15 protein-coding genes are annotated in these 15943 nt (G+C 63.6%); 8 read left to right on the top strand and 7 right to left on the bottom strand.

Features of this window, described 5'->3' with window-relative positions; translation table 11 throughout:
• Nucleotides 1-1659, bottom strand: coding sequence for a DEAD/DEAH box helicase (locus tag VFE81_RS23465; RefSeq protein ID WP_325046872.1), 1659 nt, complete (start codon nt 1657-1659; stop codon nt 1-3).
• A 539-nt stretch (nt 1660-2198) separates the two neighbouring features.
• Nucleotides 2199-2468, bottom strand: a complete 270-nt coding sequence (locus tag VFE81_RS23470) for an acyl-CoA-binding protein (protein ID WP_325046873.1) — start codon at nt 2466-2468, stop codon at nt 2199-2201.
• A 160-nt stretch (nt 2469-2628) separates the two neighbouring features.
• Between VFE81_RS23470 and tsaB the strand changes: the two genes are divergently transcribed.
• From tsaB to VFE81_RS23490, 4 genes are read left to right on the top strand one after another with little or no spacing between them, the layout of a single operon-like run.
• A complete protein-coding gene (gene tsaB / locus VFE81_RS23475) occupies nt 2629-3444 on the top strand; it encodes a tRNA (adenosine(37)-N6)-threonylcarbamoyltransferase complex dimerization subunit type 1 TsaB (RefSeq protein ID WP_325046874.1) in 816 nt (271 codons plus the stop codon).
• Nucleotides 3441-3935, top strand: a complete 495-nt coding sequence (gene rimI / locus VFE81_RS23480; RefSeq protein WP_325046875.1) for a ribosomal protein S18-alanine N-acetyltransferase — start codon at nt 3441-3443, stop codon at nt 3933-3935. Before tsaB ends, rimI begins: the two co-directional genes overlap by 4 nt.
• Nucleotides 3922-4749 carry a uracil-DNA glycosylase gene (locus tag VFE81_RS23485; protein WP_325046876.1) on the top strand — a complete coding sequence of 276 codons (828 nt, stop codon included), beginning with the start codon at nt 3922-3924 and terminating at the stop codon, nt 4747-4749. The genes rimI and VFE81_RS23485 overlap by 14 nt, the downstream gene beginning before the upstream one ends.
• Nucleotides 4746-5813 (top strand): DUF1853 family protein, encoded by a 1068-nt coding sequence (locus VFE81_RS23490; protein ID WP_325046877.1) that lies wholly within the window; start codon nt 4746-4748, stop codon nt 5811-5813. Before VFE81_RS23485 ends, VFE81_RS23490 begins: the two co-directional genes overlap by 4 nt.
• Nucleotides 5814-5893: 80 nt before the next feature.
• On the opposite strand, the gene thiD is transcribed toward VFE81_RS23490, so the two are convergent.
• Nucleotides 5894-6700: a bifunctional hydroxymethylpyrimidine kinase/phosphomethylpyrimidine kinase gene (thiD, locus tag VFE81_RS23495; protein ID WP_325046878.1), complete on the bottom strand. Its 807-nt coding sequence runs from the start codon at nt 6698-6700 to the stop codon at nt 5894-5896.
• A 55-nt stretch (nt 6701-6755) separates the two neighbouring features.
• Nucleotides 6756-8063: a lysophospholipid transporter LplT gene (gene lplT, locus VFE81_RS23500; RefSeq protein WP_325046879.1), complete on the bottom strand. Its 1308-nt coding sequence runs from the start codon at nt 8061-8063 to the stop codon at nt 6756-6758.
• Between the two features lie 218 nt (nt 8064-8281).
• Between lplT and alr the strand changes: the two genes are divergently transcribed.
• The 3 genes from alr to VFE81_RS23515 all read left to right on the top strand — a co-directional run bounded on the left by alr (nt 8282) and on the right by VFE81_RS23515 (nt 11301).
• A complete protein-coding gene (alr, locus tag VFE81_RS23505) occupies nt 8282-9352 on the top strand; it encodes an alanine racemase (RefSeq protein ID WP_325046880.1) in 1071 nt (356 codons plus the stop codon).
• 151 nt (nt 9353-9503) lie between these two features.
• Nucleotides 9504-10880, top strand: a complete 1377-nt coding sequence (gene radA, locus VFE81_RS23510; RefSeq protein WP_325046881.1) for a DNA repair protein RadA — start codon at nt 9504-9506, stop codon at nt 10878-10880.
• A 142-nt stretch (nt 10881-11022) separates the two neighbouring features.
• The gene (locus VFE81_RS23515) at nt 11023-11301 is read left to right on the top strand and encodes a DUF2866 domain-containing protein (protein WP_325046882.1); all 279 of its coding nucleotides are present in this window, start codon (nt 11023-11025) and stop codon (nt 11299-11301) included.
• A gap of 45 nt (nt 11302-11346) precedes the next feature.
• On the opposite strand, the gene VFE81_RS23520 is transcribed toward VFE81_RS23515, so the two are convergent.
• On the bottom strand, nt 11347-12417 hold the full coding sequence (locus VFE81_RS23520) for a CaiB/BaiF CoA-transferase family protein (protein WP_325046888.1): 1071 nt from the start codon (nt 12415-12417) through the stop codon (nt 11347-11349).
• 145 nt (nt 12418-12562) lie between these two features.
• Nucleotides 12563-14497, bottom strand: a complete 1935-nt coding sequence (locus VFE81_RS23525) for an ATP-binding cassette domain-containing protein (RefSeq protein ID WP_325046883.1) — start codon at nt 14495-14497, stop codon at nt 12563-12565.
• A gap of 135 nt (nt 14498-14632) precedes the next feature.
• On the opposite strand from VFE81_RS23525, the gene VFE81_RS23530 reads away from it, so the two are divergent.
• Entirely contained in the window at nt 14633-15112 is a 480-nt protein-coding gene (locus VFE81_RS23530; RefSeq protein WP_325046884.1) for a glutathione peroxidase, read from the top strand.
• A gap of 62 nt (nt 15113-15174) precedes the next feature.
• Here VFE81_RS23530 and VFE81_RS23535 read toward each other — a convergent pair.
• On the bottom strand, nt 15175-15943 hold a 769-nt coding region (locus VFE81_RS23535; RefSeq protein ID WP_325046885.1), incomplete at its 5' end, for a phospholipase D-like domain-containing protein.

The raw sequence follows: 15943 nt of genomic DNA on the forward strand, positions 1-15943 counted from the left end.
TTAGCTGCCGCGACGCGCCGTACGCGGGCCGTCGCTGCGGCGTGCGCCGTAGCCGCCGTCACGCGAACCGCCGCCAAAACCGCCTTCACGCGAACCACCGCCGAAGCCGCCTTCACGCGAACCGCCACCAGCCGACTTGCCGGCCCAGCCGCCGCCATTGCCGCTACCGCTGCGAGCGCCGCCGCCGTTACCGGCCGGCTTGCCAGCACCGCTGCCGCTACCGAAGCGACGGCCACCGCCGCCATTGCCACCGCCCGGACGGCCACGGCCGCCAAAGCCAGGACGGCCGCCATTGCCCGACGGAGCCGACTTGCGCGGCTCGAAGCCTGCGACGACGTTGACCGCCAGCGGAGTGCGCACGAAACGTTCGATACGCTTCAGCGCGCCTTGTTCCGCATGGTGCACGAGGCTCACTGCGATACCCGAGCGGCCAGCACGGCCGGTACGGCCGATACGGTGCACGTAGTCTTCAGCGAACTTCGGCAGGTCATAGTTGAACACGTGCGTGATACCCGGGATGTCGATACCGCGAGCGGCGACGTCCGTTGCCACCAGCACGCGCACACGGCGCTCGCGCAGGGCCTTGATCGTGCGGTTACGTGCGCCTTGCGGCAGATCGCCGTGCAGAGCAGCCGATTCGAAACCGGCGTCGGCCAGACGGCCAGCCAGTTGGTCAGCGTCCATCTTGGTTGCCGTGAAGACGATAGCCTGATCGAGGCCCTCGTCGCGCAGCAGATGGTCGAGCAGACGATCCTTGTGATCGCGGTCGTCAACATAGTGGACGGTTTGCGCGATGTTGGTACGTTGTTCGAGGCGTTGAACGATCTCGATGCGTTCCGGATCCTTCAGCAGACGGCCGGTCAGCGAACCGATCTTGCCGTCGAGCGTTGCCGAGAACAGCATGGTTTGACGCGAAGCCGGCGTAGCGGCAACGATCGTTTCGATGTCTTCGATGAAGCCCATGTCGAGCATGCGATCGGCTTCGTCGAGCACGAGGATCTGCAGTTGCGACAGATCGATACGGCCGCGTTCCAGGTGGTCGATCAGACGGCCAGGCGTAGCAACCAGGATTTCCGGGTTCTTTGCCAGCAGCATCAGTTGTTGACCATAAGCGACGCCGCCCAGAATGCTGACGGTGCGCAGACGCTTGAGGTGCTTGCCGTACGTGGAAGCGGCGGTGGTGACCTGCATTGCGAGTTCGCGGGTCGGCGTCAGGACCAGCATGGTCGGACGGGCAACCGGTTGCGGACGGCGCGTGCGGGCACCGTCGGCCGGACGCGGCTCACGCGGCTGGCTGGCTTGTGCTTTTTGCAGTTGCGAGAAACGTTCGATAGCGGGCAGCATGAACGCGGCGGTCTTGCCCGAACCGGTCGGGCTCGAGACCATCAGATCGCGGCCAGCGATCGCAGCGGGAATCGCGCGTTGCTGAACCGGAGTCGGATTTTGATAACCAGCGGCGGTCAGGGCGGAGACGACATCCGCGGAGAGACCGAGCGACGCGAACGACGGGCCAGTCGGCGCTGCGGCTTCTGCGGCGACAGCTTCCGGAGCGGCAGCAATGGCTGCGGCTTGCACGGGTGCAACGTTGCTGTCAACGAGACCGAGGGCTTGATCGGCGATGGCGTTCAACGGGCTGCTGGGGGTATTGCTCGAAGTCATGAGAATCCTTGGTAAATCCTTGGTACACACGGAATTAAAACGTCGGCGCCAATCGGCATACCCAAGTCGTCGGATTCAGCGAGCAAAGAAGCAGCGAGCAAATCGAAAAACGGGGGCAGCTCGCGACAATAAAGGCGAGCTTTTCGTTAGAAGCTGTATCGGATGCGGCATGCCAACACGGCGTACCGCCAGCCTGGGACATGATCGCCCGTAGGGGGCTAGGCAGGAGGGGACAGGTTCTAAACTGGATTGGAGCTAAACGCTACGAGGCGCTGCGCCGCAAAGGCCGCTAGAGGAAAGCCGGGCAAAGCAGTGAAGCGCAGGCAGCATTGTATAGGGTTTTGTTGCACTGCGCCACCGTTAAGAAGTTTCCTGGCGCAAAACTTCCATCTGGCTGTCGAACGGGCTTAAGCAGCTGGCCCAGGGGCTGCGCGAGGACCTGCCGAGGGCCTGCCTATGGGACCACCGAAGCGACCTGCCTTGCCGCAGCCATTCCGCAACGACGTCCCGGGCCTACCGTTTCGACAACGGGGTCAGATTCAGGCGGCGGCGCCGCTTTTGAGGGCTTCGACCAGTTCGACGTATTGCTGCTTCGCGGCGTCCTGGGCGGTGCCCTTGAGTGCGGCCCACGCATCGTACTTGTATTTGCCAACGATATCGGTGAAGCCGGGTTTGTCGCCATGGACGTCGCCGTCGGTGGCCTGCTTGAAGAGGGCGTAGAGACGCAGAAGCGTGAGATTCCCCGGACGCTCGGGCAGCTGCTTTGCATCTTCCTGGGCCTGGACGAATTGCGCGTTGATGTCTGTCATTGTGGTCTTACCCTGCTGATGAGGTTGGTTCTGGCTGGGCCGATGATCATAACAACTGCATGCTGCCGCGGGGCCGAGGGGTTATTCCAAACATCCATCCCGTCCGGCGGGCAATCCCAAAACCGCATCAGCACGTGCCGTGCCGATTACAATACGGTCCATGACTCAAACTGTGCTTCTAGCCCTCGATACTTCGACCGAATTCTGCTCGGTAGCGCTCCTGTCCGCCGTTAGCGGCGCGGCGAGCCAGGCAGCGGACCAAGGCCGCGCCGAACCCCGGATATGGGTGCGTCACGAGCAAACTGGTGCAGTCTCCAGCACGCGCCTGTTGCCCGCCATCCGCGAACTTTTCGACGAAGCCGGCCTGAAACTGGCGGACTGCCACGCCATCGCTTTCGGCTCCGGTCCTGGTTCATTCACGGGTCTTCGCACGGCGACGGGCGTCGCTCAAGGCCTTGCGTTCGGCCTGAATCTGCCGGTCGTGCCAGTCAGCACGCTGCTGGCCTGCGCGGAAAGCGCACGGTTGCGCGATCCGTCGGCGACCCGCGTGCTCGCTGCGCTTGATGCCCGGATGGACGAAATCTATTGGGCCGACTACGCATGGGACGCAACCCTTGGCGAATGGCGCACGCTTCAGCCGGCTTCGCTCGACGCGCCGGAACGGCTCGTTTTGCCCGACGTGTCCTTTACGCTAGCGGGTAATGCTGCTGCCGCGTTCGGCGCGCGGCTGCCCGCCGTCGCCGCTGCGCGAATCGTCGACGGTGAAGCGCTGCCGCATGCCGTGCCGCTCGCACACGCTGCGCTGCGCGCGTTTCGCGCCGGCCGCACGGTGTCCGCCGACCAGGCCGCGCCCGAATATATTCGCGACAAGGTCGCTCAGACCACGGCGGAGCGCGTCGCCGAGAAAGCCGCCAAGGCCGAACAAGCCGCCGCCAGGCTCGCACATGATGCGGATCAAAATGAGGGCCAGCAATGAGCGGCGTGTTGCTGGCGGACCGTTACATGTCGCCGATGACCGAAGCCGATCTGGACGAGGTCGCGGCGATCGAAAAAATCGCCTACGAATTCCCCTGGAGCCGTGGCAATTTCGGCGACTCGTTGCGCAACGGCTATTTCGGCATCTGCCTGCGTCACGTAACCGGCACGCTGATCGGCTATTGCGTGCTGATGCCGGTGGTCGATGAAATGCATCTGCTCAATTTGTGCGTGACGCCTGCCGCGCAAGGTGCCGGTGCCGGGCTCGCGCTGCTGCGTGAAGCGGTGCGCATTACGCGCACCGAAAAACTCGAAGGTCTGCTGCTCGAAGTGCGGCCGTCGAATCATCGGGCTATCCGGCTTTACGAGCGTTTCGGCTTTGCGTCGATTGGCCGGCGTAAAAACTATTATCCGGCGCGTCATCGCAGCCGGGAGGACGCCATCGTGATGCGTTTCTCGTTTGCCACGGAGGGCGCAGATGGCGCTGCATGAATCGGTACTGGAAGAGTTCGGACTCGCGCCGCTGTGGGTGCGTCGCGGGATGTCGGCGGCGCAGGAACAGCAGGGACGCATGCAAGCGCCGGTCGAAGCGCAGCCGCCTCGTACACCTGAACCGCCGGCGTTCGACGGGCCGCCGGACGACGATTTCGCATGGTTCGACGATCAGCCGGCCCACGCGCCCGCTGAAGCACGTCGCGAGGCGCCCGAGCCCTCATCGATCCAGACGCTCGACTGGGATGCATTGAGCGAGCAGGTCGCCGCCTGCCAACGTTGCCGCCTGTGCGAGAAACGCACGAACACGGTATTTGGCGTCGGCGATCGTAGTGCCGACTGGATGTTGATCGGCGAAGCACCGGGCGAGAACGAAGACCGTCTGGGCGAGCCGTTCGTCGGACAGGCCGGCAAGTTGCTCGACAATATGCTGCATTCACTAACGCTCGCACGCGACCGCAACGTCTATATCGCTAACGTGATCAAGTGCCGGCCGCCGGGCAACCGTAATCCCGAGCCGGACGAAGTCGCGCGTTGTGAGCCGTATCTGCAACGGCAGGTCGCGCTGGTCAAGCCGAAGCTGATCGTCGCGTTGGGCCGCTTCGCCGCGCAAAGTCTGCTTCGGACCGAGGCAAGCATTTCGTCGCTGCGCGGCCGCGTGCACGAATACGAGGGGGTGCCGGTCATCGTCACCTATCATCCTGCGTATCTGCTTCGCAGCCTGCCCGACAAGGCGAAAGCCTGGGCAGATCTGTGCCTCGCGCGCGACACGTGGCTCGCGGCGGGCGGCGTGCCGTCCAACGCGGCAAAGTGACCGACGCAACCCGGCCGACATCGCGCCTCGCCGCCGCGCCTGGCACACCAGCAGCGGTCCTCGAGAATCTGCTCGACACCTTGCGCGAACCGGCAGTGCGCGATCTGGCGTGGTTGCTGCTGAGCGCCGATTTGTTGCGAGCGCAACCACCAGTGGGCGCGCTGGCCAGTCCGTTCGCCTCACAGCAGGAAGCTGAAGCAACCGTCGACTGGTTGCGCGCGTTAGACATCGATCCGGCCGAATTGCAGCGTGACCTTACCGCGACACGTGTTACGCGTCTTGGCCGCTACGCCGAACGGCTGCTCGGATGGTTCCTGCAACATGGACCGGCGGCGCGGCTGGTCGCGGCCGGCGTCCCGTTGCGGCGCGCGGGCGTCACGCTTGGTGAATGCGATTTTCTCGTGCAGACGCAGCAGGGCGCACGCCTGCATTGGGAGTTGGCGGTGAAGTGCTATTTGCATGCAGGCGAAAGCCGCGTGCAGCCGGCCACCCACTCGGTTACGCAGCCGGCGGCGCGATTAGCCGATTACGTCGGTCCGAATCTGAAAGACCGCTTCGATCTGAAGCTCGCGCATGTACTGAATCATCAGCTGCCGTTGAGCGCGCGCGAAGAGTTCGCATCGGTCGGCTACGCAGGGCCGTGGACGCCGCAGATGTTTATCAAAGGCTGGTTGTTCTATCGTGCGGGCGAGACGCCTGCCGATCCTGCCGAGCTCGATCCGTCGCACGGACGTGGCTGGTGGGTCACGCGCAGCGACTGGCCGCACTTTGCCGCGGCGCATGCGCAGACGTGGCGTGTGTTGCCGCGGTTGGAATGGCTTGCGCCACGACGGTCCGAGTCAGGTGCGGCGGGTGTGCCGGAGGAGGCGCAGGGAGTGGGATCCGGTTTTGTCGATGCCCGAACGCTTGCTGCGCAAACGTCACATCAGCACGGACCGACCATGATCGCGGCGTTCGTCGATGACAGCGCCGGTAACCGCATCGAGCGCTCACGTGGCTTCATCGTGCCCAACGAATGGCCTGAACTGGCGCTGGCCTACGCGCAGCAGCCGCGGGAGCAGTAGAGCGGACGGACGCAATAGCGCCGTAGAGCCGCGCAACGCAACGGCTGGTACCTCCGTGATGCCGAAGCGCTTTCAGCCCCTCACCACCACCGATAAAAATGATGCACCGGCCCGACGCCGCTGCCGACGTCGAGCCGATCGCTCGCCTGCAACGCGCCGGTCAGATATAGCTTGGCGTCCGCGACCGCGCTCGCCAGATCGTCGCGTTGCGGAATCAACGCCGCAATCGCCGACGACAGCGTGCAGCCCGTCCCATGCGTATTCTTTACCGGCACACGCGGGCCGCCCAGGCGCAGCGTGCCGCTGTCCTGTATGAGCCAGTCGGGACTGTCCACCGCGCTCAAATGGCCACCCTTCATCAGCACCGCGCGGGCGCCCAGCGCACGCAGCGCTTCGCCTTGTTCGACCATGCCGGCTTCATCGGTAGCAGCCTGCACCCCGAGCAAGGCCGCAGCTTCCGGCAGATTGGGCGTCAGCAAATCCGCCAATGGCAGCAACTCGTCACGCACGACGGCGACCGCATCCGGCAGCAGCAGCGCGTGATTGCTCTTCGAAATCATCACCGTGTCGAGCACGATGTGCTTCGGCTTGTACCGCCGCAGCGCATCGGCGACCGCGCGCGCGATCTCCGCATTCGCCAGCATGCCGATCTTCACGGCATCGATACGGATGTCGTCGAACACCGCATCGAGTTGCGCTGTAATGAAGGCGGCCTCCGGCGCGTGAATCGCCGTGACGCCGCGCGTGTTCTGCGCGGTCAGCGCAGTGATCACGCTCGCGCCGTAAGCGCCGAGCGCCGAGAAAGCCTTCAGATCGGCCTGAATGCCGGCGCCGCCGCCGGAATCGGAACCGGCGATCGTCAGCACATTGGGAATGGGTTGAGTCATGGCAAAACGAGGAAAGGGGGAAGGCGCGGGCAGTAAGCGCGGTGCCCGCCGCGGGTCAGTGCCTGACTTCGCCGATTAGCGCGACCGAGTCGAACGCGCGCTGATTCGCCTGATGGCGCCGCATCACGAACCACATCATGACGCAGACGAAGGTGCCGAATAGCACGATCACCGCTGTGACCGGCACGTCGAGCCACACCAGCACGGCGTACAGGCACAGCATCACGAGCACGGAGAGATTTTCGTTGAAGTTCTGCACGGCGATCGAGTGACCCGCCGACAGCAGCACGTGGCCGCGATGCTGGAGCAGCGCATTCATCGGCACGACGAAAAAGCCCGACAGGCCGCCAACGATCATCAGGAAGATATACGCGACGATCAGGTAGCCCGGCACATGCACCCGGCCGAAATACAGGCCCCAATGCGTGGGGAACAGGCTACGTGTGTAGAAGGCCATCAACATCACGGCGATGCCCATCATGATGCCGACCGGAAGTACGGTGAGCGACTTCTTCAAGGGCACGCGCGAGGCTGCGTAAATCGCGCCGACCGCCACGCCGACTGCAACCACCGCTTGCAGAATCGCGGCTTCCGAAAGCGACATGTTCAGCGACACTTCCGCCCACTTCAGTACGATGAATTGCAGCGTCGCGCCGGCGCCCCAAAACAGCGTGGTGACGGCGAGCGAAATCTGGCCGAGCTTGTCGCGCCACAACACGAGAAAGCAGTCGGCGAAATCGGTGACCAGCTTGATCGGGCCGCGTTCCTGTTTCGGATAACGCGCGCCGGTGTCGGGAATGCGCAGATTGAACAGCGCCGCGATCACGTAGATTGCCATGATCACCAGCATCGCCGCTTCGGCGGGCGTGTTGACTGTGGGGATGTGGTGCCGCAGGATCGGCGCGGCAATGTGCGGGCTGATGAGCGCGCCGCCCAGTACCGTGCCAAGAATGATTGAGCCGACCGTGGTGCCTTCGATCCAGCCGTTCGCCGCGACCAGCCGGTCAGGCGGCAGCAGTTCGGTAAGAATGCCGTATTTGGCGGGCGAGTAGGCCGCCGCGCCGAAACCCACAATGCCATAGGCGATCAACGGGTGCGCGCCGACCAGCATCGTGATGCAGCCCACTACCTTGATGGTATTGGTGACGAACATCACGTGTCCCTTCGGACGGGAGTCGGCGAAGGCGCCCACGAAGGCGGCCAGAACGACGTACGACAGCACAAAGAACAACTTGAGCAGCGGCGTCATCCAGTTCGGGGCGTGAAGATCTTTCAGCAGTGCGATAGCAGCGATCAGAAGCGCATTGTCGGCCAGCGACGAAAAAAACTGCGCGGCCATGATGGTGTAAAAACCTTTTTTCATCTGATGCGATGCTGTCCTCGCTGCGGTCTGTCCGCCCCGGCCGTGTGGAAAGCGTCCGGGCTTATGCCGTTCGAAATGGGTTGTGCGCACGGCTTTATATCACGAAAATAGCTGGATTCGGACTAGCAGAATCCTTGATCGCACCGCCCAGCGGGCCGCCGAGCGTTGAAAACGCCCTGTAAGCTCCTGATTCGCAAGCGTCTTTACGAAAATTACCCATGCCGCGCCCCCTCTCAGCCACGATTCATACCGCCGCACTCGCCAATAATCTCGCCGTCGCCCGGCGTTACGCACCAAAATCCAAGATCTGGGCCGTCGTCAAGGCAAATGCTTACGGGCACGGCCTCGCGCGTGCTTTTCCCGGCTTGCGCGCAACCGACGGCTTTGGACTGCTGGACCTCGAAGAAGCCGTGAAGTTGCGTGAATTGGGCTGGGCCGGCCCGATTCTTTTGCTCGAAGGCTTCTTTCGTCCAACCGATATCGACGTGATCGACCGCTACAGCCTGACCACGGCGTTGCACTCGGACGAACAGCTGCGCATGCTCGAAATGGCGCGCCTGTCCAAGCCGGTCAATATCCAGCTGAAAATGAACACCGGCATGAACCGCCTCGGATACACGGCGGAAAAATTCCGCTCCGCATGGGAGCGTGCGCGAGCCTGCCAGGGCGTCGGTCAGATTACGTTGATGACCCATTTCTCGGATGCCGACGGCGAACGCGGCATCGCCCATCAGATGGAAACGTTCGAGTGCGGCGCGCAAGGCATTGCCGGCGCGCGCAGCCTCTCGAATTCGGCGGCAACGCTGTGGCATCCCGAAGCGCATTTCGACTGGGTGCGCCCGGGCATCATCTTGTACGGCGCTTCCCCCTCGGGCGTGACGGCCGCGATCGAAGGCACCGGCCTGCAACCGGCCATGACGCTCGCGTCCGAACTGATCGCCGTGCAGACGCTCGCCGAAGGCCATACGGTCGGCTATGGTTCGACGTTCAAGGCGCGCGGGGCGATGCGCATCGGCGTGGTGGCCTGCGGTTACGCGGACGGTTATCCGCGGGTCGCGCCGGAAGGCACGCCGGTGATCGTTGACGGCGTGCGTACGCGGATCGTCGGACGGGTTTCGATGGACATGCTGACCGTCGATCTGACGCCGGTCCCCACGGCTAACGTCGGCTCGCGCGTCGAGTTGTGGGGGCCCGCATTACCGATCGACGACGTCGCGCAGGCGTGCGGCACGATCGGCTACGAGCTGATGTGCGCGGTGGCGCCGCGCGTGCCGGTGCGTGCAGAGTAAGACGCAGCGCTGACAGGTCGCCCGGAGGGCCGCTGCTGGCGGTCCCAACGACGGTCGCGGAGAGAGCCCCAATGACGGTTGCAGTGCGCTCCTCGATGAGAGCGCTCGGCAAGCGCATCAATCCAAAGAACAGCAACACAGGCAAGGGCGCGTGGCTAAACAGAAGACGTTGTACATCTGCAGTGAATGCGGCGGCCAATCGCCGAAGTGGGCCGGGCAGTGCCCGTCATGCAATGCGTGGAACACGCTGGTGGAATCGGTCGCGGAGGCGCCGTCCACGCATCGCTTCCAGTCGCTCGCGAAAAGTGCGCCGGTGCGGCGTCTCGCCGATATCGACGCGTCCGACGTGCCGCGCTTTTCGACCGGCGTCAGCGAGTTCGACCGTGTGCTGGGCGGCGGTCTCGTGCCGGGCGGCGTGGTGCTGATCGGCGGCGATCCGGGCATCGGCAAATCGACGCTGCTGCTGCAGTCGCTCGCGGAAATTGCCGCGGACAAACGCGCGCTTTATATCAGCGGCGAAGAATCGGCCGCGCAGATTGCGTTGCGTGCGCAACGACTTTCGTTGCTGGAGCCCGGCTCGAAGGCGAGCGAATTGCAACTGCTCGCGGAAATCCAGCTCGAGAAAATTCAGGCGACCATCGCCGAACAGCGGCCGGATGTCGCGGTGATCGACTCGATTCAAACGGTTTATTCCGACGCGCTGACCTCAGCGCCTGGTTCGGTCGCGCAGGTGCGCGAGTGCGCGGCACAATTGACACGCATCGCCAAGCAGTCGGGCACCACGATCATCATGGTCGGCCACGTCACCAAGGAAGGTGCGCTCGCCGGGCCGCGCGTACTCGAGCACATCGTCGATACGGTGCTTTACTTCGAGGGCGACACACATTCGTCGTTCCGTTTGGTGCGCGCGATCAAGAATCGCTTCGGCGCGGTCAACGAACTCGGTGTGTTCGCGATGACCGAGCGGGGTTTGCGCGGTGTCGCCAATCCGTCGGCGTTGTTTTTGTCGCAGCACGAGCAATCGGTTCCGGGGTCGTGCGTGCTGGTGACGCAGGAAGGCACACGGCCGCTGCTGGTCGAAGTGCAGGCGCTGGTGGATTCCGCCAACGCGCCGAATCCACGGCGCCTTGCAGTAGGGCTGGAACAGAACCGCCTGGCGATGCTGCTGGCGGTGCTACATCGGCACGCCGGCATCGCCTGTTTCGACCAGGACGTGTTCCTGAACGCGGTGGGCGGCGTGAAGATCACCGAGCCTGCGGCCGACCTGGCCGTGCTGCTCGCGATCCACTCGTCGATGCGTAACAAGCCGCTGCCCAAGGGGCTTGTCGTATTCGGCGAAGTCGGACTTGCCGGCGAAATCCGGCCGTCGCCGCGCGGTCAGGACCGTCTGAAGGAAGCGGCCAAGCTGGGCTTTTCGATCGCGGTCATTCCGAAGGCCAATGCACCGAAGCAGCCGATTGAAGGCTTACAGGTTGTTGCGGTCGAACGGATCGAACAGGCCATCGACAGGGTGCGCACACTCGAATAGACGGGGCTTTGGCGCCTGCGGGCGCTGTCGGCCCTGTAATGCGCGGTAAATATCTCCATATTGGCTGTAACCAAATCGCCGTTCCTTTTTCCTAAGCTGCGAGGGTATTGCATCCCTTCTGATGCCCGAAAAAGGATCGCGCTTGAAACAGTCATATGAAACCGTGGCCGAGCGGCCGATGCAGGTGCGCGGTTGCCGTGTCTCCGAGCCTATTCGCCAGCCCTGGGGCGGCGCTTGCCGGATTGTCGAGTGGATCGATACGACAGGACAGATTTCGCGCCGGGTGGTGGCCGAAGATGTCACCGCGGCCGAAGTGCGCGCGACGATCAACCGTCATGTCGAAGGCCGCAAACATTTTCTGTACGACGACGAAAAAACGCCGCGCCAGGTTTTGCCGCGGCAGACGGCGGTGCGGCGCTGAGGTTTGGGTTGGCGGGGGGATCTGCTTGAACGCCTGAACGGCGAGTTAGACGATATGGCGACCCTCATCTCCGGCATCGTTTCCCTTCCGGTCCTCGTTCATCGCTGCGTACGCCCCGCGGTTGAATAGCGGGTGCTGCGCGGCTTCCGCCGGCGTCAGCACCGGCGAGACGCAGCAGTCCAGCGATTCCAGCAGCAGTACCCATTCCTCCAGCGGGCGCTTGCCGATCAGGTCGGCCAACTCCTGCGTCAACGCGGCGGCATCCGGGCCGCCGATCGCCTGGCCGAGACTCCAGTGACGCGTCGCCCATTCGGGCCGGTCCAGCGCCATGCACAGCGTTTCCCAGAACTTCAGTTCGAGCGCGCCGACCGCAAGCCAGCGGTTATCGAGCGTCCGATACAGGTTGTAGCAGGGTACACCGCCGTTCAGCAGACCGGCGCCCGCGGCCGGCGCGGCACCCTCATTGGCGAGCGTCACTTGCGCGACGACGTTGTGTGCATACGTGACATGCGTCATCGATACGTCGACGAAACGGCCGGCGCCTCCGCGCGACACATGCCATAACGCGGCGAGAATCTGCGTGACCGCACTCAACGCGCCGCCGAGCAGGTCGGCAATCTGGAAATTCGGCAGAATCGGCGTGCCGTCGCGGCTCGCCAGTTGATCGAGCACGCCCGCGTAACCGATGTAGTTCAGATCGTGACCGGCATGATCGGCAAACGGACCGCTCACACCGTAACCACTGATCGCGCAGTAGACCAGCCTCGGATTGACCGCCCGCAGGGTTTCATAGCCGATGCCGAGACGCTCCATCACGCCGGGCCGGAAACTCTCGATCAGCACGTCCGCTTCGGCCGCGAGCGCGCGCAATACGTTGCGTCCCGCTTCCGATTTGAGGTCGAGGCGCGTTTCGCGCTTGCCGCGATTCACCAGCCGGTAAAACGCGCCGGGGCGGCCCGCCACGCGGTCGCTCGACGACTGCATCATCGTGCGGGTGGGGTCGCCCGTACCGGGCGCTTCGATCTTCAGTACGTCGGCACCGAGTTCTGCAAGCCTCAAGGCGGCCACCGGACCGGGCAGCAGGCGCGTCAGATCCAGCACGCGCAGGCCTTGCAGCGGAGCAGGCGCGAGCAAGGACGACGACGCAATTGACGGTGCAACTGACGGCGTGGCTGAAGCCGTAGCTGAAGACCCAGACGGGTTCACGGGTGACAAGGGCTACCTCCAATCGATGCCGGCGCGGACCGCGAACAGCCAGCCGCTAGCCGATTTGTTCGAGTTCCTCATGAGTCTCGAGCCATTCGGCTTCGAGCGCTTCGAGGCGCGCGTTCACATCTGCCTGACGGCGGATCGCGTCCGTCAGTTTGCTCTTCTGTTCGGGCTCGTAGCTGGCCGGATCGACGACGAATGCATCGAGCGTCGCCTTTTCCGCGTTGAGCGCGTCCATTTCCTTTTCGATCCTGGTGATGCGGCTTTGCAGCGGCTTTTTCAGGTGTGCGAGCTTCTGGCGCGTTTCCGCTTCGAGGCGGCGTTGCTCCTTGCGATTGACGCCGCTGTCCGCGCTATCCGCGCCGTTCGACGCCGTGCCCGCCTTGAGCGCCGCGCGTTGTTCCGCGGCATGTTGCAGCAGCCAGTCGCGGTAGTCGTCGAGATCGCCATCGAATTCCTGCAGGCGGTGCTTCGCGACCAGCATGAACACGTCGGTCGTGGCGCGCAGCAGATGCCGGTCGTGCGACACCAGAATCAGCGTGCCCTCGAATTGCACGAGCGCCATGGTCAGCGCGTGACGCGTTTCGAGATCCAGGTGGTTGGTCGGCTCGTCGAGCAGCAGCAGATTCGGCTTTTGCCAGATGATCAGCGCGAGTGCCAAACGTGCTTTTTCGCCGCCTGAGAAGGGTGCGATCTTCGCGGTCGCCATCTCGCCGGAAAAGTTGAAGCTGCCGAGGAAGTCGCGCAATTCCTGTTCGCGCGTATCGGGCGCAAGACGCGCCAGATGTTGCAGCGGCGTGTCGTCCGAACGCAGCGTTTCGAGCTGATGCTGCGCGAAGTAGCCGATGCGCAGTCCCTTGCCTTCGCGCACATGGCCGCCGAGCGCTTCGAGCGTGCCGGCGAGCGTCTTGATCAGCGTCGATTTGCCCTGACCATTCGCGCCGAGCAGGCCGATGCGCTGACCGTTCTGGATCGACAGCATCACGTGGTCGACGATTGGAATTTCGCCGTTTTCACCGTGATAGCCGCAGCGCACGTCTTCCATCACCATCATCGGATTCGGTGCGGAATCGGGTGTGCGGAATTCGAACGTGAACGGCGAGGACGCATGCGCCGGCGCGATCATCTCCATCTTTTCGAGCGCTTTCACGCGGCTCTGCGCCTGACGTGCCTTGGTGGCCTGCGCCTTGAAGCGGTTGATGTAGCTTTGCAAATGCTCCACCGTGCGCTGTTGCTTCTCATACGCGCTTTGCTGCAAAGCAATCTGTTGCGCGCGCAGGATTTCGAACTGCGAGTAGTTGCCACCGTAGCGCTTGATCTGCTGATGTTCCAGATGCAGCGTAACGTTGCAGACCGAATCGAGAAATTCGCGATCGTGCGAGATCACGATCAGCGTGCCCGGATAACGGTGCAGCCAGTCTTCGAGCCAGATGATTGCGTCGAGATCCAGGTGATTGGTCGGTTCGTCGAGTAGCAGCAGGTCGGAACGGCACATCAGCGCCTGCGCCAGATTCAGCCGCATGCGCCAGCCGCCCGAGAAGCTGCTGACCGGCTCGCGCGTCTGTTCGAGCGTGAAGCCGAGGCCGAGCAGCAAAGCCTCGGCGCGGGCGGGCGCGGTGTAGCCGTCGGCGTCGGCGAATGCGGCGTGCGCTTCGCCTTCTGCAGCGCCGTCATGCGCGGCCGATGCTTCGGCGATGCACGCTTCGATCGCGCGCAACGCCGCGTCGCCGTCGAGCGTGTAGGAGAGGGCGGTCTTGTCTGCCGCGGGCGTTTCCTGCGCGACGTGGGCGATCTGCCAGTTTGGCGGGATAGAGAAATCGCCGCCGTCGGCGTGCAGTTCGCCGAGCAGCACGGCAAACAGCGTCGACTTACCCGCGCCGTTCGCCCCCACCAGACCGGCCTTCTCGCCGGGATTGAGGGTGAACGTGGTGTTTTCAAAGAGCGGCTTGGTGCCGCGCGCGAGGCTGAACTGGTTAAAGCGGATCACGAAGAGGCCGGCTGAAGAAAAACGCTATTTTAGACTGCCGGGGCTGACACCGGGCGCTCAACCGGGATCGGCCATTTGGCCGACTGTACCGGCGAAGCTTTTGGCATAGACTGACGGCTTTCACGGGGAGAGCACATGACATCGATTTATTCGTTTTCTGCACATACGCTCGGCGGCGAGGAAGTAAGCCTCGAGCGCTATCAAGGCAAGGTTCTGCTGATCGTCAATACGGCGAGCGAATGCGGGTTCACGCCGCAGTACGCGGGTCTGCAAAAGGTTTATGACACTTACGCGGCGCGCGGACTCTCGGTGCTCGGTTTTCCGTGTAACCAGTTCGGCAGGCAGGAACCGGGCGACGCCACGCAGATCGGCAGCTTCTGCGAAAAGAACTACGGCGTGACCTTCCCGATGTTCGACAAGATCGACGTGAACGGCCCGAATGCGCATCCGCTGTTCCGCTATCTGACGGGCGAGGCGCCGGGCTTGCTGGGCCTCGAGGCGATCAAATGGAATTTCACCAAGTTCCTGATCGGCCGCGACGGCAATGTGGTGAAGCGCTATGCGCCGCTGACCAAGCCCGAGGCAATCACCGAAGACATCGAGAAGCTGCTGTAACGCGTAGCAACACTGGGCGCGAAGTCGGCGCCGGCGTCGACAACGGCCGAGCTGCGGCGTGGCTACAGGATCGGCGAGAACAACCGCGCCACGTGCATCAGTACGCGCCGCAGCGCGCTCGCCCGGCGATACTCGTTGCGGTCGATTTCGAGCGACTCCGCGAAGTCCTTCAGCAGCATCGTTTCGACTTCTTTGGCGAAGCCGCGGTCCACCGTCAGCACCATGATCTCGAAGTTCAGGCGGAACGAGCGGTTGTCGAGATTGGCGCTGCCGATTGCCGCCGCCACGCTGTCGATCAGCACGACTTTCTGATGCAGGAAGCCCGGCTGGTAGCGGAAGATCCGGATGCCCGCGCGCAGCGAGTCATACGCATACAGCTTCGAGGCGGCGAACACCACGCGGTGATCGCGCCGGCACGGAATCAGAATGCGCACATCCACGCCGCGAAGCGCTGCCAGTCGCAACGCGGCGAACACGGCTTCGTCGGGTACAAGATAAGGCGTGGTGATCCAGATCCGCTCGCGCGCCGCGTTGATCGCTTCGACGAAGAACAGCGAACACGTTTCCTGCTTGTCGGCTGGCCCGCTCGGCACGACGAGGCAGTGCATGCCCTCATCGCCGGGTTGAGGGGGCGGCATGTCGAATTCGGGCAACTGCTGGGTCGCCCAGTGCCAGTCCTCGGTGAACACGAACTGGATGCTGGCGACAGCCGGGCCGCGCACTTCGATATGCGTATCGCGCCACGGCGACAACGGCGGTTTGCTACCGAGATATTCGACACCCACGTTGTGTCCACCGACGAACGCGCGTTCCCCGTCCACCGAGACGATC

The organism is Paraburkholderia sp. (assembly GCF_035656215.1).
GTDB lineage: Bacteria > Pseudomonadota > Gammaproteobacteria > Burkholderiales > Burkholderiaceae > Paraburkholderia.

Bases quoted from the DNA above. Each gene is read 5' to 3' on its own strand.
- tsaB (WP_325046874.1), top strand. From the start codon at position 2,629: ATGACTCAAACTGTGCTTCTAGCCCTCGATACTTCGACCGAATTCTGC.
- VFE81_RS23470 (WP_325046873.1), bottom strand. From the start codon at position 2,468: ATGACAGACATCAACGCGCAATTCGTCCAGGCCCAGGAAGATGCAAAG.
- rimI (WP_325046875.1), top strand. From the start codon at position 3,441: ATGAGCGGCGTGTTGCTGGCGGACCGTTACATGTCGCCGATGACCGAA.
- VFE81_RS23485 (WP_325046876.1), top strand. From the start codon at position 3,922: ATGGCGCTGCATGAATCGGTACTGGAAGAGTTCGGACTCGCGCCGCTG.
- thiD (WP_325046878.1), bottom strand. From the start codon at position 6,700: ATGACTCAACCCATTCCCAATGTGCTGACGATCGCCGGTTCCGATTCC.
- alr (WP_325046880.1), top strand. From the start codon at position 8,282: ATGCCGCGCCCCCTCTCAGCCACGATTCATACCGCCGCACTCGCCAAT.
- VFE81_RS23465 (WP_325046872.1), bottom strand. From the start codon at position 1,659: ATGACTTCGAGCAATACCCCCAGCAGCCCGTTGAACGCCATCGCCGAT.
- lplT (WP_325046879.1), bottom strand. From the start codon at position 8,063: ATGAAAAAAGGTTTTTACACCATCATGGCCGCGCAGTTTTTTTCGTCG.
- VFE81_RS23530 (WP_325046884.1), top strand. From the start codon at position 14,633: ATGACATCGATTTATTCGTTTTCTGCACATACGCTCGGCGGCGAGGAA.